Origin of the sequence: Parvularcula bermudensis HTCC2503, assembly GCF_000152825.2 — a bacterium.
GTDB classification, from domain to species: domain Bacteria; phylum Pseudomonadota; class Alphaproteobacteria; order Caulobacterales; family Parvularculaceae; genus Parvularcula; species Parvularcula bermudensis.
The window spans coordinates 1,833,813-1,859,445 of the sequence record NC_014414.1 but is presented as its reverse complement, the minus strand read 5'-3'; the positions used below and the strand labels follow the sequence as shown (position 1 = coordinate 1,859,445).

Here is a 25,633-nt window from a genome sequence, read left to right as displayed (position 1 = left end):
ATTTATCTTGAGGTCAAGCTATATGCGCTTATCTCGACATCAAGATAAATTGGACCCCTCATGTCTCGCCCCATTGATCTTTCCATCACGGCACTGGCCCCGCTTATCTGGGGCAGCAGCTACATCGTCACGACACAGTTCTTGCCGAACCTTGATCCGCTCACGGTTTCAGTCCTGCGGGCCCTACCGGCCGGCCTTCTTCTTCTAAGTTTGGTTCGCGAGCTTCCCCATGGTCATTGGATCTGGAAAATGTTTGTGTTGGGGGCCCTCAATTTCGCGGTCTTCTGGTCATTGCTTTTCTTTGCCGCCTACCGATTGCCGGGCGGGGTCGCCGCCGTGATGGGCGCTTTACAACCGTTTGTGGTTATCTTGGCCTCTCGTGTCCTGCTTGGGTCCCCCATCAAAGCGCTTTCCCTGCTCGCGGTCGCAGCAGGGTCTTTAGGGGTTGCCCTTCTCGTCCTAACGCCTGACGCTAGTCTCGATATGGGGGGGATTGTCGCCGGGATTGCCGGGTCAACATCGATGGCATTCGGTGTTGTGCTGAGCCGTAAATGGCAGCCACAAGTTTCCACCCTGACTTTCACGGCTTGGCAATTGACAGCAGGCGGCTTATTATTACTGCCCTTTGTCCCTCTTGCCCCAACAGACTGGTCGAGCTTTAACGTCACGAATGTCTTAGGTCTCGCCTATCTGGGACTGATCGGGGCCGCGACGACCTACATCATCTGGCTACGGGGTATTCGCAAACTTCACCCTACGGCGGTTTCACTATTGGGGCTGCTCAGTCCGATGAGTGCGACGTTGCTTGGTTGGCTATTTCTCCATGAAACGTTGAGTATGATGCAAAGTATCGGCATGGTCGTCGTTCTTATGAGCGTGTTTGCGGGGCAATATGCGCTGAGGCCGAGACCACAAACAGCCAAGCCAAGACTGGCAACGCGTTGATGAGGCCCCGCCCCGAAATGGCCCCTTATACGTGACGGGTCTCTCAGGAGTGAGTGGATGACCTATGACCGCGAGAACCGACATTTTTCGGAAGAAATCGACAAGGGAGGGCGAAATTGGACCCAATCTCTCCTGTCGTGGATTTTCGTGCCGACCACCCTCTTCGTGCTGCCGCTCACCTTTGCGCGGTTGGTCTGGGACGCCGACCCCTGGTGGTCTGAGCTCGCCGCCGTCTATTTCGCCGTGAGCGGCGTCCTCTTGCTCGTATGGAGTCTCTACCTGTTCGGTGTACCGCGCATCGGAGGGCGCTGGACCGCAGCCATGCCGATCTTTCTTGTCGTGACCTATAGCCTCGCGGGACTGGTGGCCTGGACGATATGGGGCGCCCTTGGTCTTGCCCTGCTTCTCACCGCCGCGGCCATCGCGTTGGCGAGCCTGCTAGGCGCCTTGGGATAGGCCGCCCAAGGACGGAGAAGCCGCCGCCTCACATGCGGTGGAGCTTGAGCCCCCCTCCTCATCCGAAGCGATTAGCGCGCGGAAACCCTTTCGGCGGCAGCTTGCCTGCCTGGGCGCGTTTGCCGACCCATTCCTTCCACTCCTCCGCTGATTGCTGGCGGCCGGCCCGATCCGTCCAGGTCAGCCCCTCTTCAGGGGAGAAGCATTTCGCATCCACAAGGGTCCCGTTGGTGATTTTTTGGAGAACAACCCCCTTCCCCTTGACCATCACCGGGACATCGCCCGCCGGGAAGATCAGCAATTTGCGATTGCTGCCGATGGTCGCGAGGTAATCATTCGGCCCTGGTGCCGCTGTCAGAAGGCGGCAGACTTGTGCCTCCGCCCCCGCCGCGACATTCAGCACCTGTTTGCCCTTACGCGTTGTCGCCAGCACGTCTTCTTCGGGGACGAATAATCCGTGACCGGCGCTACTCGCCAGAAGCAGGGTGCGATCACCCTGGTAGAGAAAAACGTCGATCAGATCATGCTCATTGGTGAGGTCGACCATCAACCGAAAGGGTTCGCCATGGCCCCGCCCCCCAGGCAGATCCTTGACGTCGAGGGCAAAGAACCGCCCATTGGTTGATACAAGGATCACCTTATCCGTCGTCATTGCGGGTAAGACGAAGCGGCCCTGATCGCCATCTTTATATTTGATGCTCGCCTTGTCCTCGACATGCCCTTTCAGCGCACGCACCCAGCCTTTCTCGGAAATCACGACCGTGACCGGCTCTTTCTCGATCAATTCGTCGAGGTCGACCTCCTCTGTAATCGGCGCATCGCTGAGGGCCGTCCGCCGTCGTCCCAGATCCGACCGGGGGTCGAAAGACTTTCGCGTTTCCTTGAGCTGACCGGCAATACGCTCCCACTGGATATCCTCCGATTTGAGGAGAGCCTGGAGATCCTTTTGCTCGGCCTTGAGATCCTTGTGTTCTCGCTTCAGCTCCATTTCCTCAAGCTTCCGCAAGGACCGAAGACGCATATTGAGGATCGCTTCGGTCTGGATCTCGGACAGGTCGAAGGTCGCCATCAGTTCGGCTTTCGGATCGTCCTCGTAACGAATAATCCGAATGACCTCATCGAGATTGAGATACGCAATCAAAAATCCGTCAAGGATCTCGAGCCGGTGCGCGATCTTATCGAGGCGATACCGGGTTCCCCGCAGCAATACGTCGCGCCGGTGATCGAGAAACGCCTGAAGACAGTCGCGCAGACCGAACACGCCGGGGGCGCCATCAGCGCCAATGACGTTGAGATTAAGGCTCAGCCTGGTTTCAAGGTCGGTCAACTTAAAGATCGCCGCCATGACGGTCTCGGGGTCAAGGGACCCTGCTTTAGGCTCCAGCACCAGCCGGATGTCCTCTGCACTTTCGTCCCTGACATCGGTCAAGACCGGCAGCTTTTTGGTTTGGATCAAATCGGCGATGCGTTCGACCAATTTGGATTTTTGGACCTGATACGGAATTTCCGTCACGACGATCTGATAGCGTCCACGGCCAAGGTCTTCGGTCTCCCATCGTGCGCGGATACGAAAGCCGCCCCGACCGGTGGCATATGCCTCGGCCAGATCATCCTTGCTCTCGATGCAAACACCGCCGGTGGGTAAGTCGGGGCCCTTGACATAATTCAGCAAGGTCTCGGTTCGGGCATTCGGCGTCTTGATCAGATGGAGGCACGCATCGATCAGTTCAGCAACATTGTGGGGCGGGATATTCGTGGCCATCCCCACCGCAATGCCGCTTGACCCATTGGCGAGCAGATGCGGAAAGGCGGCGGGCAGGACAACTGGCTCTCTCCCCTCGCCGTCATAGGTCTCTCGGAAGTCTACCGTATCGTTGTCGATGCCCTCAAGCAGTAACTCCGCCGCTTCGGTCAGACGACATTCTGTATACCGCATTGCCGCTGCATTATCGCCGTCGATATTCCCGAAATTGCCCTGCCCATCGATGAGCGGAATACGGACGGAAAAATCCTGCACCAGGCGAACCATCGCATCATAGATCGCCTGGTCACCATGGGGGTGGTAATCCCCCATCACCTGGCCGGCGACCTTTGCCGACTTGCGATAGCTACCGCCCGATCCAAGACGCATCTGGCGCATGGCGTAGAGAATCCGGCGATGGACGGGTTTCAAGCCGTCGCGGATATCCGGCAACGCCCGCGCTGTAATTGTGGACAATGCATAGGCAAGATAGCGTCGCGACAACGCTTCGCCCATGGGCTCTTCGATGATGGTCTCCGGGCCAGCCGGACGGTCGGGGGTTTTCGTCGGTCGTTTCGCCATGTCGCGCTGGATAGGGCGTTTGGCGCCCGAGGGGAAGAAGCCCTTGGGTCTTGGAAAGGCTCAGTCGCTCGGGCAGGGAATTTCACGACAACGCCCGGCTGCCCCCCGTCTTCGGCGATCATGGCGGTGGCGACTTAGGCCGTCCGCCCACCAATCTTACCCCTTTTGCGATCATCGCTTCGCAGCGAGGCCAGACCGCCCCGGCTTAGTTGCGGCGTATCCTGTAGAAATGGTGGTTTCCCAAGGTCACCGTCCGCGTCATCTTCTCCGCCCAATAGGGGGAGACCCGTTTGGCGTGGAAGCTGGTCGCGCCATTCGTGGGATCTTCTATTTCCCCAAGCAGCAATTTACGGGCGAGCACGCGGGCATTCTCCCATGCGTCAGCTTCTCTCGGCGTGTCCGGGAGACTGTCGCACCACCAAGAAAATTGGCAGGGGGGGTCGCTGCCGCCATCCTTGGTGACCCCGCAAGCGGTGTCGGGATAGCGCGCTGCCTCCATCCGGTTGAGGATGACGTGCCCCACCGCCCACAGGCCCGCATCGGGCTCGGCGCGGGCTTCGTGATACAGCGCGAGCGCCATGCATCGAATTTCACTGTCAGCGATGGCAGGGGCCGGGTAATCGCTCGGCGCCCCGGTCACCTCCGACAGGCTCACGGCCTCATGATCGCCTTCCCCCTTTTCGGAATCCTTGGCCTGATCGCTCTTTGGAGACTCTGGCAGGGAAGGATTGAGCCGAGGCCCCTCCTCTTGATCTTCTGCGGGCGGGTCGGTTTCCGGTCTTTCCGGCGCAGGACTACAGCCCATCAGAACGCTGCCGAGCAACAGACCCGCCGGGACGATGACTTTTGCGAAATTTGCCATATCCATAGCTACGATCTGGCTTGCTTTGGCCGCTCCGCACAGCTTTTTCTGCAACGCTCCGTGCTTTCAAGGCGTTGATGAAGGCAAGATCCGATAGGAATAAGGAGCGATTGATGGCCGGAATCACAAAGCTGAACGCAGAAGACGCGGTCCCCGGACCTCAGGGACAGGCCCTCGCCGTTGAAGGAGAGGGGGTCGCCCTACGAGTGTGGAACGAAGGCCCCGTGGAAAAAGCCGATGACCACGCCAGCGACTATGAAACCTTGGGCTATGTCATTTCCGGTGAGGCCGAGCTCAAATCCGGCAATGACACGCTCCATCTGACGCCGGGGGATAGCTGGCGTGTTCCAAAGGGGGTCCCGCATCGTTACGTGATCAAGACAGCGTTCAGCGCGATTGAGGCGACCTCTCCCCCCGCTCGGGGGACATCGCTTGGCGGTCACTCAACCGGATAAGGCGCTGTCCTAGGGCTAAGCTGATCTGCCCGAGGATTGGCCTTTTTTTACGGCACCGCCCTGAATGAAGCGATGGCGCTCGGCGGTGATCGATTGCTGGAGGCCCCGAAGGCCAGGCGCCGTCACCTCCTCCCGCTTGAGCACCTCGATCGTCATCACCGCGAGGCGGGTGAGGTGACGGCGGGTGTCGGCGGAAAGGCTCGCCGGCTCGTTATGGATGACACAGAGGGTGCCCACAGCCCAGCCCTGCGATTGGGTCAGCGGAAATCCGGCATAGGCGCGGATATGGGGGGGGCCGACGACCAATGGGTTGGTCGCGAAATTTGGGTCACTAAGGGCGTTCTCCACGACCAGAGGCGATTTATTCTTGATCGTATGAGTACAGAATGACGCCGAGCGGCTCGTCTGCTCTACCGTAGTGCCGACTTTTGACACAAAGACCTGCCGATTGAGATCGACGAGAGAGATGGCGGCAATCGGCCACTCGCTCAGTTCTGCGGCGAGCGCTGTGATCTCGTCCAAGACCGGATGAGCCTTCCCCGAGAGGAGGCACAATCGGTCTAAAGCGGCGAGGCGATCGATTTCTTCAGAATGCACCCAAAAAGCTCACTACGAAGGGAAGCGTTCTTTTGGGCCTACCGCATATAAGTTTGGAAAATTGTAATAAAGTTGGTTGACTGAAGATGACTGCCGCTCCGGCATGTCTCCGCCCTTGACTATATCCGATTAACTGTTTCCGCCTCTATGCGTCAGGTCAATCGGTGTCGTGAAGCGCCACTAAATGGTTGTTTTATCACATTTTCTTTAGGCGACCGCTTCCCGCTTCGCTCGAAAAGGGTCTAATCGCCCGTCATCGCCTGATGGGCGGCAGGCCCCGTCATCAGAAAATCAAAGGTCTCGTCGAGGACGCGATCATCGACCGGCTTGCGGACCATCTGGCAGCCATATTGGGTGCACAGACCTTTAACCTCATGATCTTCGCTCGCGGTCACAAGGGCGAACGGAATCGCCTGGCGGTGAAGCAGGCGGGCGACAGCGTCCCCCCGGTCGCCGTCCGCGAGACGATAATCGATGAGCGCCGCGGTCGGAGAATGGGCGGCAATGGCCGCCTCTGCCTCGCTGCTACGGGTGTAGGGACCGTCGACGGCATATCCCTCTTCCTCCGCATACTGGATGACGGCCGCCGCGAGCAAAGGATCGTCCTCCACCAGCAATAGCGTTTGGGGGGGACCTGGGCGGGCGTGGAAGAAACCGGAATAAGCCATGGGAGCAGAACAAATTAGGAAAGGCAGGAGTTCCCTATCAGCGGGAAATTATGCCGCCGAAGGAACGATGAGGGCCCTCTCCCGGTGCCCCGTTGCAGATTCTTCCACGCGCTGGAGTTGTGGTGCGGCAACGAACATTGCTAAGGATTAGGGAGAGAGAGAGCGCGCGTGACACACCCGTCCAAACCACAGAGCGGACCTACCGCCGACGATACGCCGAAGGGGGGCACGCCCGGTGCATCCGGGCCGCGACTTGACGGTCAGGTCGATAATTTGGCGGAGGGGGACACCACGCCCATTCCCGCCAAAAATGACGGCGTGCCGGACGCCCAGATCGGCACCCCCAAACGCCCAGCCCCCAACCCCTTCCCCCCGAATGGCCGGCCCCAGACGCCCCATAGGGAGGCACCAATGACTGCAGGCCAAGACGTCCCACAAGAGATCCCATGGCGCGCAGCGGGGGGATTTTGCGTGGGCGCGGCGGCGGTGCTCGGCGCGCTCTTTGCCGGGCTTGCCTTGTTGCAGGGGGAACGTAACGCCCCAAGCGAGCAGGAGAAGTTCCTCAAATCGGTACAACTCCAAAAAGAGGTCATCTCCCATGCGCGGGGGATATTCGGCGAGATGGGGCAGTCGAGTGCTGTCGCCTTCCTTGCTGAGGTCGGTGGCGATGAGATCACCCACACCCTTGATTTGTCCAATCTGCGCGTGCGGACAATCGATCTCGTCGAAACACGCTTCACGAATACGAATATGGCAGGTCTTGAGGGGATCCTCCTCAATCTATCCTCCGCCACCTTGCGTCCCTCCTCGATGAATAATGCCCGGTTCCTTTTGTCCGATGCCAGGAACGCCCGGATCACCATCCCAGAGCGGGAGACGGTCAGCTTTGAGGGGACACTGCTCGATAATTCGACAATTGAAATCGGCTCTGACGCGATCCTCATGCTATCGGGAAGCACATTAAACGGCGCGCAATTGCGCTTCGATCCCGGGGCGATCTTGATTGCCGATCGCTCCGATCTGTCGGACATGACCTATACCGGCGCGGCAATGGGCAGCCTGGTGTTCGACCAGGTCTATTTCCCCGGTGAGGCGCCGCCGGAATGGCACGAAGCCGGAACCATCTGCACAGGGACGGCTGAAGAAGGCTGTCAACCGGATTTCCAATTCGCCCCAACCCTATCGGCGATGATCAAGCGCGCCGCCGAAAAGGTCGCTCAACACAATCCCTTCCCCGGCGCAGGATTCCGCCAGTTCGATGCGGCGGCGCATGATCTGTGGACGTGGCGCGACCTGACGGGACAATATGAAATTGCCGCCGACCAGATGCACGATGCTGTGCCCCTGCCGGCCGTGATGGTCGAGCCGCTCGCCCATCCCATCGTCTGGTGGACCCACGACATGGTCCTTCGATACAATCGGCTTCTGAAGCAGAGATTTGCCGAGGCCCCTGTCCAGACGGGCGGCGCCCCATCGCAAGGGTCGACCGTCCCTCCCCCAAGCGCTGCGGCCCCAGACCAAGACACGGCGGATCTGGCCTGGCTGCGGGCCACTCTACTCGACCCCGGCACAGCCCAGGAGGCGCGCGGCTATTTCCAAACAGCCGGACCAGACGCCTTGGCCGCGGCCCTTGATGCGCCTTACGAGGACTTTCCTGAAATGCTGGCGCTGCGGCGGATTTTAGGGGAGATCGCCGAAGAGATGAAGGCGGAGGACGGGCCGGAAGCGATCGGATCCCCTGCTCCTTCCCCCCCCGGAGAAAAGAAGCTTTTGGTCGAAACCGCACCGATGATGGTCCCGGAAATGGCGGCTGCCATGGTGATGGCAAGGGCGGGGGATATCGACTATTCCGAAGAAGCGACCGCCGAGGACAGAAAGGGGGCAGCGTCGGTGGCGATCCTCGCCGAGGCGCTTACGGCGAATGAGGCGCCCCTTATCTTATCCGAAGGGGCGACCGACGACGACAAGGAGGCCTATGTCGTCCAACTCGGCGCCTACAGCAATTTCGCCAATGCGAGCCGCCATTTTGGGCGTCCCTATGCCAAGCTGACCTCTGCGAGCTGCGTTCCCAGCGCACCTAACCGCAATGCTCGGTCAATGCCCGATCCTGTAAGTGCCGCCTGCGCACCGAACAAAGCGGCCCCTCAGAAACTAATCGTGTCAGGTCACTCATTGGGGACGAAACCCGTCGCGATCGGCAAGGTGTCCTACAGCTACGATGCGGCCAAGGGGAAAACTCTTTACCAGGTCACCACCCCTCCCCTTGGGTCAAAGCTGGCAGCGGACAGTGTGTGTTCATCCATCCGGGCCCAGAACGGCGATTGCTTCGTTCGTCCGGAAAAAACCGGGGCAAATGACCTGGCCTCTTTCGTCGCCGCGGCGTCTCGCCGAGACGGCCTTACCGATGCCGCGGTCGATAGTGCGGCCAGCGCCGAGATTGGGGACTAAGCCCCTTCGTCCGGCGCGAAGCTGTGGAGGGCGGCGCGGCCCTTGGCGATCCGGTCGAGGTCCTGCAACTCTCGCAAGAAGATCTCAAGGCGGCTGAGCGGGATCATGTTTGGGCCATCCGAAGGCGCACTGTCAGGATCAGGATGGGTTTCCGCGAACAGGCCGGCCACGCCCACCGCGGCGGCGGCGCGGGCAAGGGTTGGCACCATTTCCCGCTGTCCGCCGGAACTTCCCCCCTGGCCGCCGGGCTGCTGAACGGAGTGGGTCGCGTCGAAGATGATCGGCGCCCCTGTCTCCTCCGCCATCGTCTTGAGGCCCCGGAAATCCGTTACCAACGTATTGTAGCCGAAACTGGCCCCTCGCTCCGTCACCAGGACGCGGGAATTTCCGCTGCCGGTAATCTTGGCGACGACATTGGTCATATCCCAGGGGGCGAGGAACTGGCCCTTTTTCACCTTGATCACCCGCCCCGTTTCGGCGGCGGCGACCAACAGATCCGTTTGCCGACACAAAAAGGCCGGAATCTGAAGAACATCGACCACTTCGGCGACCGGCGCGCATTGGGCCCGTTCGTGAATATCGGTCAGCACCGGGACCCCGAGGCGCTCCTTCACTTCGGCAAAAATAGGAAGGGCTTCGGCCATGCCGATTCCGCGGCGCGCTGACAATGACGTCCGGTTGGCCTTGTCGAAACTGGATTTATAGACAAACCCGATCCCCAGCCGATCCGTGATCTCCTTGATGGCGCCCGCCACTTCGAGGGCGTGGGCGCGGCTTTCCATCGCACAGGGCCCGGCAAACAGCATGAGCGGAAGATGGTTTCCCACACGCACATCGCCGCCGGGAGCGGTGATGGTCACCTCTGACTGTGCGGCATGGCCGGTCATGGCAGTCTCCTCTTGATCTTTCCCTTAGATGAGGAAAGCCGCCCTCGCCCGCAAGACAACCCGCCCTTGTCGGTCTAGCTTTAGGCCGAATGGAACGGAGCATCAGCGAATGATCTATATCTGGCTCAATGCCGTACCTATCCTCATCGCCGCAGGCCTTGGATTTGCGTTCGGGGCCGTGTGGTACCAGGGCTTCGCCACGTCATGGCGGCGCGCCGCCGCCGTGGAAGGCACGCCAAGCGCCGACCCCCGAATATTGATCGTCACCTTCGCCGCCGAAGCCTGGCTGGCCGCGATATTGGCGGGTGCGCTTATCCTGATGCCGGACCAGGCGCCCCTGTGGGTCATGACGACGATGACCCCCCTGATCATTTGGGGCGGTTTTGTACTGCCAACGACGCTCGTCAATCACCGTTTTCAGGGGCGTCCTTGGCGCTTGACTATCATCGATGGCGGCCATTGGCTTGGGGTAATGGTGATCCAAGCGATCACCATGCAACTGATTGGGTTGTCCGCTCCGCCCGGTCAGGGCTACCCCTGAGGCTGGATATCTGGATAAAGTGCGCCGTGAAAATTGTGCGGCGCATATAAAGAGAGTAGAAACGGCCACTGTCCTTTACGGCCTTAGCGCCCTAGATGATGAGGGTAGTCAGAATTCGGGAGTTTTGTCTGTTCGACGAAATGCGAAATAACGGCGAGGTTCGGGCGCCCTATCATCTCGTCGCGAAGTGGCTCGATGATATTGGCCTCGATCTTCTATCCGTGCGCGCCGAAGAAGCGGAGGCGATTTTCCGCCGCATTGGAATTACCTTCGCCGTCTATGGGGAGGGAGGAGACCCAGAGCGGCTTATCCCCTTTGACTTGATCCCCAGGGTTCTAGGCGCCAGTGAATGGGATCGTCTGGCTGAGGCCATCAAGCAGCGCGCCAAGGCGCTCAATGCCTTTCTCTACGATATCTATCATCGGCGGGAGATCCTGCGCGCCGGGATCATCCCAGAGCGATTGGTGATCGAGAACAGCGCCTATCTGCCCGAAATGGTGGGCTTCGATCCCCCCGGACGGGTTTATAGCCATGTCGTCGGTGTCGATCTGGTCCGGACGGGAGAAGCCGCCTTTTCCGTCCTCGAAGACAATTGCCGCACGCCTTCGGGCGTCTCCTATATGCTGGAGAACCGGGAAATCACCATGCGGATGTTTCCCGAGCTGTTCGGGGACGGAAAGGTCAGGTCGGTCGATACCTATCCCCATGATCTCCGCCGCACCCTCGAAGAAGTGGCGCCCCCGGCCTGTACCAATAGCCGCCCGGCGATCGCCGTCCTGACGCCAGGGCCGTTCAATTCAGCGTATTACGAACATTCCTTCCTCGCTGATCTGATGGGCGCCGAGCTTGTCGAGGCGCGCGATCTTGAGGTTCATGAGGGACGCGTCTGGCGACGCACAACACGCGGCCTTGACGTGATCGATGTGATCTATCGCCGGATCGACGATGCGTTTCTCGATCCCCTGATCTTCAACAAAGAAAGCGTTCTGGGCGTGCCGGGGCTGATGAACGCGTATTTGTCCGGTGGGGTCACTATTTGCTCCGCCCCGGGCGCCGGGGTCGCAGATGATAAAGCGATCTATACCTATGTCCCTGACATGATCGATTTCTACCTTGGGGAAAAGCCGCTCATTCCGAATGTCGAGACCTATAAACTCTCGAACCCGGACGACCTCGCCTATACCCTCGATCACCTCGATAGCTTGGTCGTCAAAGAAGTGGCCGGGTCGGGCGGATATGGGATGTTGATCGGCCCCCGGTCCACCGCGAGCGAGAGAAAGCTTTATGCTCAGCGGATCGAAAAGGACCCGGCTGCCTTTATCGCCCAACCGACCCTCGACCTCTCGACCGCCCCCACATTGATCGGGGGGGAAATCAAGCCACGACATGTCGATCTCCGCCCCTTCTGTCTTGTCGGCAAGAATGTGCGGCTGACGCCTGGGGGGCTCACCCGTGTCGCCCTCCGCGAAGGCTCCCTTGTGGTCAATTCCTCGCAAGGGGGCGGGGTGAAAGATACGTGGGTGTTAGCGAAGGACCCCTCCTGATGCTGAGCCGGACCGCTGGAAATCTCTACTGGGTCGGCCGCTACGTCGAGCGATGTGGCGCCACCGCCCGCCTGCTCGATATGGGCGCCCGGATGACAATGTTGCCCGGGGCCTCTGAACGGGGCGATTGGCAATCGGTGCTCCGGGCGGCGGGGGTACCGTCCGATCCCGAGCGGGAGGATATGCCCGACCAGGCCGAAGCTCTTGAGCACTTGCTGCTCGATGGAGAAAACGGCATTTCGGTTCGCTCCTGCATTACGCTGGCACGAAATAATGGCCGGGCGGAGCGGGCTGCCATGACCACCGCGATGTGGGAGGCGTTGAACGATCGCTGGCGGCGCCTCGACCATGTTAAAGTGGCCGACGTTTCGGCCGGCCTGTTCGATTGGCTCGATTGGTGCCAACAACGGACCGCCACGTTCCGCGGCACCCTTGAAACCACCATGCTGCGCGATGACCGGTATGAATTCGTCCGCCTGGGGAGTGCCCTTGAACGGGCGGCCATGACCCTGCGCCTCCTTGAGGTCAAATATCGCGCGCTTTTACCCGAACGGGACGTGGCCGGCGGTGGACGCGATATTTATCAGTGGACAAGCCTATTGCTGGCCTCATCCGCCATGCGAGCGTATTACCACATCTATGCCAGCGATTATACGCCCTGGAATATTGCCGATCTTCTGGTGCTCAACCGCGCCTTTCCGCGGTCGATTGCGTTTGCCATGGACGAGGTCGGGGGCGCCCTCGATCGGCTGGCCACCCTCTATGATCAACGTCACCCCTGTCACGACACAGCGGCGGCGCTACGGTCTCGCCTGGCGAAGGCGACGATGGATGAAATCTTCGCGGACGGCCTGCACGAGTTTCTTGAGGATGTTCTGCAATCGGTCTTTTCCTTGCATGTGCAAATCGCCGAAGGATACGGTTTCTCGTGACACGTCTGATCGTCCGGCATCAAACGATCTATACTTATGTACCGCCCGGCGGGCGGGCGGCAATGCGGTTGCGTTTGTTCCCAACCTCCTACGCCACGCAAGAGATCGGCACCTGGCAGGTGACCGTCAACGAAACGGCGATTGAGCCGAGTTACCGAAATGCCTGCGCTATCCCCGAGGCGCTGTGGGCCCATGATGGCCCCACTAATGAGGTGTCGATCATCGCCACGGGGGTCATCAACCGCGAGGAAGATGCGGGGGTGATCAAAGGCCTGAAAGAGCGGATGCCGCGCGGCGTCTTCCTTCGGCGAACCCCCCTGACCACAGCGGACAGCGCGGTGGAGGCCCTTGCCGATGACATCAAAGGCGACACCGTTCTTGAGACCCTGCACGCGCTTTCCGCGGCGGTCAGGGAAGCGGTTGCCTACACGTCCAAGTCAACAAGCATGGCGACCAGCGCGGCCGAAGCTTTAGCGCAGGGCACAGGGGTGTGTCAGGATCATGCCCATGTCTTCATCGCCGCGGCTCGCCATCTGGGCATCCCTAGTCGCTATATCGCGGGCTATTATTACGCGGGGCAGGACGAGGATTTGAGCGAGACCCATGGCTGGGCGGAAAGCTTCGTCCCGGATCTGGGGTGGGTCGGGTTTGATATATCGAATGAGACCTGTCCGACGGCTGCACATATTCGCCTCGTTTGTGGCCTCGATGCGGATGATGCCGCCCCGATCAAGGGCCTTATCAACGGACAATCCAACGAGACATTGAAGGCCTCGGTGGCGATTACCAGCTCATCGTCGCAGTCTCAGCAACAACAACAGCAATAAGTCAGAGAGCGGTTCCCGGGGCTGGACGCCGACGACCTGGCGGCTACCTCCTCGCTTGAGGAGAGCCGTCTATGACCGATCCCGTCATCCTGTGGCTACGCGAAGATCTGCGCTTCGACGACAACCCCGCCATGCGCGAGGCGGCGGCATCCGGCGCCCCCGTCCTCTGTCTCTATGTACTGGACGACGCCACCGCCGGCGATTTTGCCATGGGGGCCGCCCAGCGATGGTGGCTGCATCATTCGCTTTGCGCCTTTAAGGAGGATCTTGAGACCCGGGGGGGTGCCCTCATCCTCAGGCGCGGTAAGGAGACCGAGATTGTCCCTGCTCTCGCAAAAGAGATCAAGGCAAGCCACGTCTTCTGGAACCGCCGCTACATGAAATGGCAAACCGATCCTGATACGGAGATCAAATCCGCCCTTCAGGATATGGGGATAAAAGGCATAAGCTGTAACGGCCGCCTTCTCTATGAACCCTGGGAGATCGAAACAAAAAGCGGCGATCCGTATAAAGTTTATACGCCCTATTGGAAAAGTCTCCAGCAAAAGGAGGGGCCGAGGGCTGCCCTGCCAAGGACGGATAAGCTGAACGCCCCACCATCTCTTCCGTCGACAGATCGCCTCGACGATTGGAACCTCTTGCCCCGGTCCCCCAATTGGGCGGAAGGATTTGAGCCCGTCTGGACCCCAGGGGAAAAAGGCGCCCGTGCACGACTGCGCGCATGGCTCGACACGGATGCGGCATCCTATGATGACTGCCGCAATCGACCCGACCAGGACCGCACGTCTCGGCTTTCCCCTCACCTTCATTTCGGTGAAATCAGCCCTGTGGTGCTCTGGCACAGTGTCTCAGATGCCATGGAGGCAGGCGATATCCCCAAAGATCAGGGAACGTCGTTCCTGTCAGAAATCGCGTGGCGCGAATTCAGCTATCAACTTCTCTATTACCATCCCACCATGCGCGACCAGCCGCTGATGGAAAAGTTCACCGATTTCGAGTGGGACACAGACAAGAAGGCCCTCAACGCCTGGCAGCGAGGACGAACGGGGTACCCCATCGTCGATGCGGGCATGCGGCAATTATGGACTGAAGGCTGGATGCATAATCGGGTGCGGATGATCGTTGGGAGTTTCCTTGTGAAGGACCTGCTGCTCGATTGGCGGGATGGGATGAGGTGGTTCTGGGACTGCCTTGTCGATGCGGACCCCGCGAACAACACCGCCTCATGGCAGTGGATCGCCGGATGCGGCGCGGACGCCGCCCCCTTCTTCCGAATCTTCAATCCCACGACTCAAAGTGAAAAGTTCGACCCGGATGGCGCCTATATTCGCCGCTATGTGCCGGAATTGAGGGATCTTCCGACGAGATTCATCCATGAGCCCCGTAAGGCGTCTACCGCTATTTTGAAGGATGCCGGTATCGTTCTCGGCGAGACCTATCCTGACCCCATCGTCGACCATAGCGACCGCCGAAAGCAGGCTTTGTCGCGCTATGAAGCGATCAAATAGGCAGCGGCCTCGGGGATTCTTCACCGCAGGAAACCGTTGCCTCACCATAGACCTGCATGCCTACGCTGAAGGGCGCGTTTCTGAGAAGGAAAGGCGCTTTATCCGGCGAGATAGGCAACCGCTTTGAGTGATGGGCGTGCCCCGCTCGCAAAAACACCTAAGTCTTGCTCTGGTTCGCACGGCAGTGACCGAGGTCGACTGGTCAGACGGCATCGACAAATGAACCAGAGAGCGCCGCCCCCTTGTTCCGAAGAGCGAGCGACTCCATAGAGGGAGACTATATTGGGGAAGTGGCAGAGTGGTCGAATGCGGCGGTCTTGAAAACCGTTGGGCTTCACGGTCCCGGGGGTTCGAATCCCTCCTTCCCCGCCAGCACTTTTTCGCTCACGCGCCGAAGGCGCTCCGCGGGGGCGGCCTGACCGGCCGGGACGCGGTCGCGTCCTTGGGTACTGGAGTTCGAACTTACTCCCTCTCCGTCCGCCAGTTTCCATCTTGCGCTACCGGCTTCGCCTACTTGAGCGCATGGCTCCGAGTTCGAACTTCGTCACTCACTCTCCGCCATTGTTGATCTCACGGCGCGCGGCGCCTCCGATGGGGCGGGCTGACCGCCCGAGCCGCCGTCGCGGCTTTGGGGATCAGAGCTCACCCCCTCTCCCCAGCTCCCGCCATTGTTGATCTCACGGGCGCGCGGCGCCTCCGATGGGGCGGGCTGACCGCCCGAGCCGCCGTCGCGGCTTTGGGGATCAGAGCTCACCCCCTCTCCCCAGCTCACGCCATTTTGGATCTCACGGGCGCGCGGCGCCTCCGATTATGGGGCCTGACCGCCCAACACGCGTCGGTGATCAAGGCCCCCATAGAGCGCACGCCCCGTCAGGTCAGGACGCGTTGCGGCGCCTCCACCCCATAGGCCCGCGCGCGCGCCTCGCTCAGATGGACTTTCCGCGGATCATTCCCCGCCCAAGCCATGACTTTGGGATCCATGATACGAAACCACAGCGGCGGAAAGGCCACGAGAAAGAGCGCACCAGGATAGCCGGTCGGCAAACTCGGGACATTATCGAAATCCCGCAAGGCTTGATATGGCCTCGCCGGATGGGCGTGGTGATCGGAATGGCGCTGGAGATGGTTCAGGATGACGTTCGACACCAGGTGATTTGAGTTCCAGGAATGCCACGGCTGGCACGGCTCATACCGCCCATTTTCCCGCTTCTCCCGCAGGAGGCCGTAATGCTCCAGATAGTTCACCTGGGTCAGCGCATACCAGCTCAAGAAATGTTGGATAATGAGAAAAGGCAGAACAATCCACCCAAGCCACGCGATCAAAAGGGCACCGACCAGGATCGTCACAGCGTAGACCTGCAACACATCATTCCGCCAATGGAAAAAGGGCAGGCCCTTCGCGGCGAGACGACGCTTTTCCTGTTTTAACCCCCCGATTAAAGCGCCGGGCAATTCGCGACATGCAAATCGATAGACCGACTCCCCCAGCTTGGCGGACGCCGGATCCTCAGGCGTCGACACCCAGGTATGGTGATGCCGATTATGTTCTCCGGTAAAGTGTCCGTATCCGGACACAGAGAGCGCCATCTTGGCCCAAAATCGATTGAGCTTGTCTGTACGGTGACCGAGTTCATGGCCAATGGTCGTCGTATTCCCCAAAACGATTCCCATACCCCACAACAGGGCAATGACAGCCCACCAGGGGATATCGAAGGTCGCAAGGACCCACATTTCCATCACCAAGGCAGCAAAATAGGCCGGGACCGTCGCGTAAAGGACATAATCGTAATAGCGGTCCTTCGCCATGGCGGGAACGACCTCTTCGGGCGGATTGTGGCTGTCGTTCCCCACGAGGGCATCGAGGAGAGGGAGAAGACCGAAAACGATGAGCGTCGGTAGCAATAGCCACAACGGATTGTGATCGATGAACCCAAAGATTGTGAGGGGGACAAGCCCCACCGCGGGGACAATAAATACATTCAGCCAGCCCAAGCGCTTGCGATCAATATAGGTGACCGCCTCGCCATTGTCTTTCACGCCTACAAATTGCATACGTCATCTCCCGATCGCTGAAGTCTTTTGCTTCATTCAGTTTTGAGGGTGCAGCTGGACAACCCTATGCGATCCAGCACACAATCCTGATTGGTATAAAGTTCACGAAATGATGACAGTGTCAACATCGAAAATGTGCGGGGGTCCCCGATGACGGAGCAGCCCCCCGGAGACAGCGATCGTGAGATGTCTCCCGATCCCAAGGAAGCAGGAGGCCGGTACCATCACGGCAATTTGCGCACCGCCTTGCTCAACCGCGCGATCGAAGTCATCGATGCCGAAGGGGTCGAAGGCATGTCGTTGCGCAGGTTAGCGCGGGATCTTGGCGTCTCTCACGCCGCACCGGCCCGGCATTTTCCGACAAAGGCCGCCCTGCTCTCGACCATCGTGAAGGACGCATACCTTGACCTGACGGCAACGGTGGTGAAGGCCGCCGCCGGCGATCTCGACCCAAAGGAAGCGGCACGGCGAGAGGTCAAGGCGGCGTGGCAATGGGCGGCCGACCACCCTGCCCGCTGGTCAGTGATGATGAACCCCGATGTCAGCCGATTCGCGGATGAGGATCTGCGTCTCGCCCTCGCCGCCTTTGTCGATGTCGCCGCAAAACCTTTGTGGCGGATAAAAGCTGCCGGTCAGTTTGCCACCATCCCCGACGATCAGCTCAAATTATTTGCCTTCGGCGCCACCATCGGGATCGCCAATGCGCTGACAGATACGCTGTTAAAAGAATTTCTGTCTGCCGACGATGATGGCCTCCTCCAGGAGAATTTGGCCTCCCTCCTCTTCCCGATGATGTGAGACGCGCCCCAACACCCGCCGGTGCCGTGCAGCGGCGATGCCGAGGTCTCTCCCCTCCCCCCCGCGCCAAGCGAAGGGAATGGGAGAGAGGACGAGGGGCCCTTTTAGGCGACAATGTCAGAACAGCGATGAGCGATCAATTCATCGACAACACCAGGGTCCGCCAGGGTTGAGGTATCGCCCAAACTATCGATGCTGTTTTCCGCGATCTTCCGAAGGATCCGGCGCATGATTTTTCCCGACCGGGTTTTAGGTAATCCGGGGGCGAACTGGACCTTATCGAGGATGGCGATGGGGCCGATCTCCGCCCTCACATGGCGGATCAAACCACGACGGAGATCGTCATCGCCCTCCTGCCCCGCCTTCAGCGTCACATAGGCATAGATCCCCTGCCCCTTGAGGTCGTGGGGATACCCCACCACGGCCGCTTCGGCGACGGCGGGATGGGCCACCAGGGCACTCTCGATTTCCGCCGTCCCCATCCGATGGCCGGACACGTTCAAGACGTCATCCACCCGGCCCGTGATCCAATAAAAACCATCGGCATCCCGACGACAGCCATCGCCGGTAAAGTAATTCCCAGGGTAGGCGGAGAAATAGGTATCGATGAACCGTTGATGGTCGCCGTAGACCGTCCGCATTTGGCCGGGCCAGCTGTCGCGAATGACGAGATTTCCTTCGGCAGCGCCGGTCAGTTCCCTGCCCTCCGCATCGAGCAATGCTGGGGTGACCCCGAAAAAGGGATGGCTCGCCGCACCGGGTTTTTGATCCGTGGTCCCAGGAATGGGCATCATCATCGTCCCGCCGGTTTCCGTCTGCCACCACGTATCGACAATGGGGCATCGCGCTTCCCCGACCGTGCGATAATACCACTCCCACGCTTCGGGGTTGATCGGCTCCCCCACGGTTCCCAAAAGCCGCAAGCTCTTGCGAGAGGTCGCCTGCACGGGCGCGTCACCTTCGCGCATCAAGGCACGGATCGCCGTGGGGGCGGTGTAGAAGGTCGAAACCTGATGCTTATCGACCACTTGCCAAAATCGGCTGGCATCCGGCCAGGTCGGCACCCCTTCGAACATGACCGTCGTCGCGCCATTGGCCAAGGGTCCGTAAACGATGTAACTATGGCCCGTAACCCATCCTATATCGGCCGAACACCAATAGACGTCATCTTCCTTGAGGTCGAAGGCGTATTCATGGGTCATGGCGGCCCAAACGAGATATCCTCCCGACGTATGTAGGACGCCTTTCGGTTTCCCAGTCGACCCGGACGTATAAAGAATGAAGAGCGGATCCTCCGCTCCCATAGGCACAGCGGGACATTCGGCGGAGACAAGGGCGGCACAATCCTCCAGCCAATGGTCTCGCCCCTCCACCATTTTCACTGGATCGTCGGTGCGGCGGATAACCAACACGGAATGGACATCCACCCCCTCTTGCTCACACGCCCGATCAACATTGGCTTTTAGCGGAACGGACTTGCCGCCGCGCACGCCCCCGTCGGCGGTAACGATCACCTGGCTGCCACAATCGATCAAACGCCCCGCCAGCGCCTCCGGCGAGAAGCCGGCGAAGACGACCGAATGGATCGCCCCGATGCGCGCACAGGCCAACATTGCCACCGCCGCTTCGGGGATCATGGGAAGGTAGAGGGTAACCCGGTCCCCCCGTTCGACCCCAAGGTCTTTCAACACATTGGCAAACCGGCACACCTCTTCGAACAAGTCGCGATAGGTCAGGGTACGGCTTTTCGATGGGTCGTCCGCCTCCCAGATAATAGCGGGTTTGTCACCTCTGGTTTTCAAATGCCGGTCAAGGCAATTGGCCGCGACGTTCAAAACGCCGTCTTCGTACCATTTGATCCGAAAATCCTGTAGGTCGAAGGATGTGTCTTTGACCTTTGTGTAGGGCTCTATCCAGTCAAGTCGCTGCCCCTCCCGCGCCCAGAACGCGACCGGGTCGGTCTCCGCCTCCTGCCGCATCGCCAAATAGCCGGCAGGATCGAGATTGGTCTTCTGGGCGAAATCGGCGGGAACGGGATGGACCCGTTCAGCCGGTGCAACGGTCTGTTCAGCAAGATGAGCCATGCGGGTCTGTCCTTTCAGCGATCAGAATGCGTATTTTGTGGAAAAGGTAAGACGCGTAATCGTGCCATCGTCACCGGCTTCGTTTTCGCGCATACCGAAGAGCAACTCCGTGCCCACCGTCGTCTTGTCGGCGACGTCCCATAACAGCGCGCCGTAGGCCGACTGGACCGACTTTGTCGCGCTCCCCGCGATATAAGGGGGATGATCCGCCCACAGACCGGAAACACCAAGATTGATCCGGCCCGATCCCGCAAAGGGGTGTCGCCAGGCGAACAAGCCGCCATAGGATGAGATCGCCTCGATCTCGCCGGTCACCGGATCGATGGCCGCACCGTTGACGGCGTTGAGGCCGACATATCGGCCAAGCCCCTCGCCCCCGAAGAGGTTGAAGCGGATATCGTCCTTCGCCCCGGCGTTGAGACGCCCCGAGACGCTTAAGCCATACCCGATATCGTCCTCCTCAAACCCCGGCAGATCAGCCCTCAACTGGCGGCCGATCGCCGCGATCGAGATATTCCCAAAGGCGCCCTTTTCGTTATAGCGCACGATAATGTCCGGCAGCGCATTGCTGTCCGCTTCGATCCGTCCCCCCCCGATATCCGTGATCGTCGTATCACCATTTTCAAGGGCAATCTGAAGCTTGCCGGCGGTATAGCGAATTTGAGGTTGGCGGACGAACGCCATCCCGTCGGACAGAACCAGAAAGCTGGCGCTTTCCGGGATCGCGCTTGTGTTTTGGAAGGTGGTCCATTCTTGGCCGACAAGCCAGGGACCTGAACTGACAAACGCGCGGCGCAGGCGCGGACTATAGGAATTGGACACCCGCTCATTGCCCTGGAAAGACCCAAGGAAGTCCATTTCGACATAGCCTTTGACCTCCCGCTCTCCGACGGTCTGTTGGCCCTCAACGAAGAGGCGAGAGGCCTCCGCCGTGAGATCCGTGACCGTCTGATCGTCCCCTCCAATCGGCGTGGCACCGGGGATATAGAAGTCACGGGCGATCGATGAGGACGCAAACGCCCCGTCGCTCAGCATCGACACATGGGCATCGAGATCGACGAAACCGCCAACCCGGACCTGCGGGCCCGGCGCGGGCGGGGGGGTCGCGCCGCGAGGGGCGGAGGCGAGCGTTTCGACGGCGGGACGGGTCGGCGCAGGGGTCTGGGCCGCAAGGGCGGCCTTCATATCCTCAACCATCGCTTCGAGTGCGGTGATCCGCGCCTTGAGATCTTCGGTATCCTGCTGCGCAAACGCCAATGATGGCGTAATGGCGGCAGAAGCAAGCAGTGCTGTGAGAATGCTTTTCACCTGTGTTCCCTTTGTCCCTGTTTTTCTCATATTTTTTAGGAAGTATCCGCTGGGAGGCCGCCTGACGAAATTGGCGAATGGGCGTACGACCAAAGTCTTAGTGCCCTCGACTCTGACGCCGGGCGCATTAGAAAAATCGAAAAAGAGTGACGCGTAAGACGTCACCTGATGGGAGGTAATCATGACGCAGCCTCGACGCGTGCTGATCGTCGACGACCATCCGCTCTTTCGCGATGCCCTGCAGTTCGCCCTCGAACGAACCGGGCACGACAATGTGACCGCCATCCAGGCAGGATCGTTGGCCGAAGCCTTCTCGATCATCGGCCCAACCAGCGAGAGCGAGCAAACGGACCTGATCCTGCTTGATCTCAATATGAGCGATACAGAAGGGTTCGACGGTCTGACCCGGCTCCTCAGTGCCGCAAGAACGGCGCGCGTGGCGGTCGTGTCAGCCACAGAGACGGCGGAAGCGTTCGCCACCGCCAAAACCCTGGGGGCTTCCGCCTATCTGCCCAAGAGCCTGCCGCTTCCTCAATTGACAGAGGCCCTCACCCTCCTTCTGGAGGGACAGGAATGGTATCCCACCGCGACGCAGGCAGCGGATGATGTCTCCGCGGCGGCCCGCAACCTGGCCCAGCTGACGCCGGCCCAGCGGCGGGTGCTGAATGGTCTCGCCGCTGGCCTTCTCAACAAGCAAATCGCTTACGAGATGGGGATCTCCGACGCCACGGTGAAGGCGCACATGACCGCGATCATGCGAAAGCTCGGCGCCACGAACCGGACCCAGGCGCTATTACTCTATCGCGAGGCCGTCGCGCTCTAGGGTCTTTGCAAACGAAATGGGCACCGGTTCGCGGGAAGATATCTCGATAAAACAAGGGCCTTGAGACGTTTCACGACGTCGATTGACCTGAAACGGCTCTAGCGCCCTATTCGGCTGCTTCTGGCCGCGCCATCACGGCGCGCTCAAGAAACGACCTCAGGGCTGCCGGGTCGACCGGTTTGCGAAAAATCGGGATGCCCATACTCGCCGCTTTCTCCGACACCTCCGGCGCCGAACTCGCCGTCAGCAGTGCACAGACCATGCCCCCCTCTTGTTCCTTCAGAGCAGCGAGTAGGTCAGCCCCCTCCAGTTGAGTGCCGAGGCGCTGATCGGCGATGACAACCACCGGCCGCTTTGCCGTCACGAGGTCCATGGCCTGATCGGGATTTTCGGCAAGATAGACGGTGCAGCCAAAACTTTCCAACAAGGCCGCCATGCCTTCACGGATCGATTTTTCGTCATCGACGCACAAAACGTTCAGCCCGCGAATGGCCTCACCCGGATCGACGGGGGCGGGCGATGTGGCGTTCCTAAGGCGATTTGGCTGCGGCGCCGCCATGGGCAGGGTGACAGCGAACAGGCTGCCTTTGCCGACCGTCGATCGAACGGTCATCTCGGCCCCCATCAAATCCCCCATGCGTTTGGCGACGGATAGGCCAAGGCCAGCCCCTCTGATCCCGGCATTATCCGTATCCGCAAAACACCGAAATTCGTCGAACAGGGCCGGCAATTTGTCGGCGGGGATACCGGGCCCTGTATCCCATACCTCAATTCGGACCCTGTCTCCCCGCGCCCGTGCGCCGATCAGGACCCCGCCCTTCACCGTATAGCGACGGGCATTCGAAATGAAATTGCGCAGTATGCTCTCCAGGAAATGGGGGTCGGCGTATACGGCATGGCGGGTTGGCACCATCCTGATCCGCAATCCTGCCTGAGTCGCCATCGGAATCGCCTCTTCGACAAGGTCTTCAAACAGGAGGTTAAGGGGGAGGCTGACGGGCTGGGCAACGATATTCCCCTGGTCGAGGCGGGAAATATCGAGGAGGCCCTTCAGCAATCCGTCTGCCGATTGAATAGCTCGGTCCGTCTTCACAACAAGCTCATGGTTGCGCGGATCCGGGGCGGTGATCGCGCCGAGGAACAGTCGGGCGGCGTTAAGCGGTTGGAGAAGATCGTGGCTTGCCGCCGCAAGAAAGCGGGTTTTCGACGCATTGGCGGCCTCCGCATCCTTCATGGCCGCGTCGCGGTCTTCGGCCATGCGTTCCAGCTCGAAGGTCCTCTCTTGGACGCGTTCTTCGAGGGTTTCATTCGCTTCGATAAGAGCCTGCTCGCGGCGCTTATCCTCGGTGATGTCCGTGAAGGTCGTGACATAGCCGCCCCCGGGCATGGGGTTGCCGACAATGCGGAGATACCGCCCCCCCTCCATGGATCGCTCGAAATAGTGCGGCCGACCTTGTTGCATATGCTGAAGGCGCCGTTGGATCTCCTGGGCGGGATTTCCATCCTCCACCCAGCCCCTGGCGATATTGTGCTCGATCAATTTCCCGATCGGGATCCCAATCCTGAGGAGATCCTGCGGATAACGAAAAAGCTCGACATAGGCGGAGTTCCAGGCGACCAACCGCTGCCTGCCATCGACCACGCTGATCCCCTGGCTGACATTCTCCAACATGGCCTGCAGCATGTGACGATCGAATCGTTCCGCCTGGGTCCGATGATCGAGGATGTCGAGAAGGTCGCGGAACGCCACATCCCCCCCTCCGATGGCCGAGGCCATGACCACGCGGGCCGAGGAGGCGCCAAGCGCACTGGCAAGTAGCCGCTCTGTCCGTTGGACCAAGCGCCAATCGGCGGGACCATTGCCGTCGGTAAGGACGCCTGTCTCCTGCCCGAAGCGGGCAAAGGCGTGATCGACCGCTTCCCCCGAAAGGAACCGCGCAGCCAGAGTTTTAAGGCCATTTGGGCTGATCCCCTCCGCCTGCCGGGCCACAGGCACCTGCTCTGGCAAGCGTACCGTTCGGTCGCCGGTAAACGCGGTCGATTGGATACGGTCTCGCAACCGTTCGGGCCGGCGTAAGGACACCCCTATATAACACAGAAGATTCGCCAGAAGGCTCCAAAGCACGCCATGGGTCAGGGGATCATCGATCTGACTGCCGAATAATCCGTAGGGGTCGAGCATGGCGGGCATGACCGCCTGGATGGTTTCGACACCGATGATCGAGGGCAGGAAGAGGCAATAGACCCAAATGGCCATACCGAGCCCAATGCTCGCCAGGGCACCTGCTGCCTTCCCGGCGGGCCAAAAGACCGCCCCGATCAGCGCTGGGGCGAATTGGGCGGCGGCGGCAAAGGAGAGAAGCCCGATCTGGGCCAGGGCTTCGCTGCCGGATACCCGGGTATAGCCATAGGCCAGGGCCAGGATGATCCCGATCACCCACCGCCTGAGGGTCACAAGCCGGGTGCCCGAATTCCCAGAGACGCTCGATAACCGCCCGACCCGCATCAATCCGGGGACCAGCACATCGTTGGTGACCATCGTCGAGAGGGCAATGACAGAGACGATGACCATGCCTGCGGCCGCCGACAGCCCCCCAAGGAACACAAAAAGGGCGAGGGCCGGCGCATCCAGAAAGAGCGGTAGGCTTAGAACGTAGAGATCGGCGGGAACGCCTGCCGGCAGTAGCCCGGTCCCGGCGATCGAGATGGGGACCACCACGACGGAGGTCAGGGCCAGATATAGCGGGAAAAGCCAGCGCGCCCGGCCCAGATCGGTCTCAGATTGACGTTCGATAATGGCGACATGGAATTGACGCGGCAGGCAGATGATTGCCGCCATGGAGAGAAGGGTGATCGTGATCAACCGTGCCGAGACATCGGTGGCGGTAAAGGGGGCGGCGGCCGCAGCGGCTTGAGCGGGGGCGATCTGCGGAAGGGCCCAAAGAGAGAGAATGGCAACGGCAACCAGAGCAATCAGCTTGATCATACTTTCGACCGCCAGAAGCCACATCAAGCCGGGATTATACCGTGTCGTATCGGACTGGCGCGTGCCAAGCAGAATGGCGAACAGAGCAAGGGCGACGGCGGCGATCAGGATGGTCTCGCCGGAGGCCTCCGACGCTTGCGACCCTTGCGCCAGCGCTTCGAAACTCATCCCCACCGATTTCAATTGGAGGGCGATATAGGGAAGACTGCCAGCCGTCGCCGCCAGCGTCACGAGCACCCCGACACCGCGGCTCTTGCCATAGCGCGCCGCAAGAAAGTCAGAGAGCGACGTGATGCTCTCTTTTTGCGCGACCTCGGAAATGCGCCGCAAGATGACGGGCAGGAACAAGAAGACCAGGATCGGGCCTAGATAGATCGGCAGATATTCCCAGCCGCTGGAGGTCGCGGTGCCGACGGCGCCGAAATACGTCCAAGACGTACAATAGACCCCAAGGGCCAGGGCATAGACGGTCGACCGCTGTGCCGGCGATCCCGCGTCACTCTGGCGATCCCGACGCCACGCCACCGCCAAAAGCCCGCTGGCATAGAGTAAAGTGACCCCAAGGATCAGCCAAACCGGCATATCGCCG

Annotated in this window: 21 protein-coding genes and 1 tRNA gene; 12 read left to right on the top strand and 10 right to left on the bottom strand. The window is 60.2% G+C overall.

The features are described 5' to 3' along the window. Nucleotides 1–60 precede the first annotated feature (60 nt). Nucleotides 61–945 (top strand): EamA family transporter, encoded by an 885-nt coding sequence (locus PB2503_RS08735; protein ID WP_013300882.1) that lies wholly within the window; start codon nucleotides 61–63, stop codon nucleotides 943–945. A gap of 57 nt (nucleotides 946–1,002) precedes the next feature. Further along, nucleotides 1,003–1,401, top strand: coding sequence for a hypothetical protein (locus PB2503_RS08730; protein ID WP_013300881.1), 399 nt, complete (start codon nucleotides 1,003–1,005; stop codon nucleotides 1,399–1,401). A gap of 58 nt (nucleotides 1,402–1,459) precedes the next feature. Here the strand turns inward: PB2503_RS08730 and parC are convergent, their stop codons facing one another. Both parC and PB2503_RS14030 read right to left on the bottom strand, forming a co-directional pair. After that, nucleotides 1,460–3,724, bottom strand: coding sequence for a DNA topoisomerase IV subunit A (gene parC, locus PB2503_RS08725; protein WP_013300880.1), 2,265 nt, complete (start codon nucleotides 3,722–3,724; stop codon nucleotides 1,460–1,462). A gap of 205 nt (nucleotides 3,725–3,929) precedes the next feature. Continuing rightward, nucleotides 3,930–4,586 carry a cell wall hydrolase gene (locus PB2503_RS14030; protein ID WP_158305837.1) on the bottom strand — a complete coding sequence of 219 codons (657 nt, stop codon included), beginning with the start codon at nucleotides 4,584–4,586 and terminating at the stop codon, nucleotides 3,930–3,932. 113 nt (nucleotides 4,587–4,699) lie between these two features. On the opposite strand from PB2503_RS14030, the gene PB2503_RS08715 reads away from it, so the two are divergent. Beyond that, nucleotides 4,700–5,041, top strand: coding sequence for a cupin domain-containing protein (locus tag PB2503_RS08715; RefSeq protein WP_013300878.1), 342 nt, complete (start codon nucleotides 4,700–4,702; stop codon nucleotides 5,039–5,041). A gap of 15 nt (nucleotides 5,042–5,056) precedes the next feature. Here PB2503_RS08715 and PB2503_RS08710 read toward each other — a convergent pair whose 3' ends face one another. Both PB2503_RS08710 and PB2503_RS14025 read right to left on the bottom strand, forming a co-directional pair. Next, nucleotides 5,057–5,563 (bottom strand): GAF domain-containing protein, encoded by a 507-nt coding sequence (locus tag PB2503_RS08710; RefSeq protein ID WP_158305836.1) that lies wholly within the window; start codon nucleotides 5,561–5,563, stop codon nucleotides 5,057–5,059. 317 nt (nucleotides 5,564–5,880) lie between these two features. Next, complete coding sequence (locus PB2503_RS14025; RefSeq protein WP_013300876.1) at nucleotides 5,881–6,306, bottom strand: response regulator; 426 nt, start codon at nucleotides 6,304–6,306, stop codon at nucleotides 5,881–5,883. Nucleotides 6,307–6,717: 411 nt separating this feature from the next. On the opposite strand from PB2503_RS14025, the gene PB2503_RS08700 reads away from it, so the two are divergent. After that, complete coding sequence (locus tag PB2503_RS08700; RefSeq protein ID WP_148235239.1) at nucleotides 6,718–8,754, top strand: pentapeptide repeat-containing protein; 2,037 nt, start codon at nucleotides 6,718–6,720, stop codon at nucleotides 8,752–8,754. Here PB2503_RS08700 and kdsA read toward each other — a convergent pair. Beyond that, the gene (gene kdsA, locus PB2503_RS08695) at nucleotides 8,751–9,641 is read right to left on the bottom strand and encodes a 3-deoxy-8-phosphooctulonate synthase (RefSeq protein WP_013300874.1); all 891 of its coding nucleotides are present in this window, start codon (nucleotides 9,639–9,641) and stop codon (nucleotides 8,751–8,753) included. The two genes, PB2503_RS08700 and kdsA, sit on opposite strands and share 4 nt — an antisense overlap. A gap of 109 nt (nucleotides 9,642–9,750) precedes the next feature. Here kdsA and PB2503_RS14020 point away from each other — a divergent pair, with 109 nt between their 5' ends. The 6 genes from PB2503_RS14020 to PB2503_RS08665 all read left to right on the top strand — a co-directional run bounded on the left by PB2503_RS14020 (nucleotide 9,751) and on the right by PB2503_RS08665 (nucleotide 15,365). Then, entirely contained in the window at nucleotides 9,751–10,182 is a 432-nt protein-coding gene (locus tag PB2503_RS14020) for a DUF1761 domain-containing protein (protein ID WP_013300873.1), read from the top strand. A 95-nt stretch (nucleotides 10,183–10,277) separates the two neighbouring features. Then, complete coding sequence (locus tag PB2503_RS08685) at nucleotides 10,278–11,726, top strand: circularly permuted type 2 ATP-grasp protein (RefSeq protein WP_013300872.1); 1,449 nt, start codon at nucleotides 10,278–10,280, stop codon at nucleotides 11,724–11,726. After that, on the top strand, nucleotides 11,726–12,658 hold the full coding sequence (locus PB2503_RS08680; protein ID WP_013300871.1) for an alpha-E domain-containing protein: 933 nt from the start codon (nucleotides 11,726–11,728) through the stop codon (nucleotides 12,656–12,658). The genes PB2503_RS08685 and PB2503_RS08680 overlap by 1 nt, the downstream gene beginning before the upstream one ends. Continuing rightward, nucleotides 12,655–13,485 carry a transglutaminase family protein gene (locus PB2503_RS08675; RefSeq protein WP_013300870.1) on the top strand — a complete coding sequence of 277 codons (831 nt, stop codon included), beginning with the start codon at nucleotides 12,655–12,657 and terminating at the stop codon, nucleotides 13,483–13,485. The genes PB2503_RS08680 and PB2503_RS08675 overlap by 4 nt, the downstream gene beginning before the upstream one ends. Nucleotides 13,486–13,556: 71 nt before the next feature. Continuing rightward, nucleotides 13,557–14,993, top strand: coding sequence for a cryptochrome/photolyase family protein (locus PB2503_RS08670; protein ID WP_013300869.1), 1,437 nt, complete (start codon nucleotides 13,557–13,559; stop codon nucleotides 14,991–14,993). A 284-nt stretch (nucleotides 14,994–15,277) separates the two neighbouring features. Further along, a tRNA-Ser gene (locus PB2503_RS08665) sits at nucleotides 15,278–15,365 on the top strand. Between the two features lie 172 nt (nucleotides 15,366–15,537). Here the strand turns inward: PB2503_RS08665 and PB2503_RS14570 are convergent. Further along, nucleotides 15,538–15,747 carry a hypothetical protein gene (locus tag PB2503_RS14570; protein WP_148235238.1) on the bottom strand — a complete coding sequence of 70 codons (210 nt, stop codon included), beginning with the start codon at nucleotides 15,745–15,747 and terminating at the stop codon, nucleotides 15,538–15,540. 116 nt (nucleotides 15,748–15,863) lie between these two features. Continuing rightward, the gene (locus PB2503_RS08660; protein ID WP_013300868.1) at nucleotides 15,864–17,045 is read right to left on the bottom strand and encodes an alkane 1-monooxygenase; all 1,182 of its coding nucleotides are present in this window, start codon (nucleotides 17,043–17,045) and stop codon (nucleotides 15,864–15,866) included. A 150-nt stretch (nucleotides 17,046–17,195) separates the two neighbouring features. On the opposite strand from PB2503_RS08660, the gene PB2503_RS14015 reads away from it, so the two are divergent. Next, nucleotides 17,196–17,843, top strand: coding sequence for a TetR/AcrR family transcriptional regulator (locus tag PB2503_RS14015; protein ID WP_013300867.1), 648 nt, complete (start codon nucleotides 17,196–17,198; stop codon nucleotides 17,841–17,843). Nucleotides 17,844–17,947: 104 nt separating this feature from the next. Here PB2503_RS14015 and acs read toward each other — a convergent pair whose 3' ends face one another. Together acs and PB2503_RS08645 are read right to left on the bottom strand one after the other, a co-directional pair. Next, the gene (gene acs / locus PB2503_RS08650) at nucleotides 17,948–19,927 is read right to left on the bottom strand and encodes an acetate--CoA ligase (RefSeq protein ID WP_013300866.1); all 1,980 of its coding nucleotides are present in this window, start codon (nucleotides 19,925–19,927) and stop codon (nucleotides 17,948–17,950) included. A 21-nt stretch (nucleotides 19,928–19,948) separates the two neighbouring features. Next, complete coding sequence (locus PB2503_RS08645; RefSeq protein ID WP_013300865.1) at nucleotides 19,949–21,235, bottom strand: DcaP family trimeric outer membrane transporter; 1,287 nt, start codon at nucleotides 21,233–21,235, stop codon at nucleotides 19,949–19,951. A gap of 181 nt (nucleotides 21,236–21,416) precedes the next feature. Between PB2503_RS08645 and PB2503_RS08640 the strand changes: the two genes are divergently transcribed. Next, on the top strand, nucleotides 21,417–22,058 hold the full coding sequence (locus tag PB2503_RS08640; RefSeq protein WP_013300864.1) for a response regulator: 642 nt from the start codon (nucleotides 21,417–21,419) through the stop codon (nucleotides 22,056–22,058). 106 nt (nucleotides 22,059–22,164) lie between these two features. On the opposite strand, the gene PB2503_RS08635 is transcribed toward PB2503_RS08640, so the two are convergent. Beyond that, nucleotides 22,165–25,626 carry a PAS domain-containing hybrid sensor histidine kinase/response regulator gene (locus PB2503_RS08635; RefSeq protein ID WP_013300863.1) on the bottom strand — a complete coding sequence of 1,154 codons (3,462 nt, stop codon included), beginning with the start codon at nucleotides 25,624–25,626 and terminating at the stop codon, nucleotides 22,165–22,167. Between the last annotated feature and the right edge of the window lie 7 nt (nucleotides 25,627–25,633).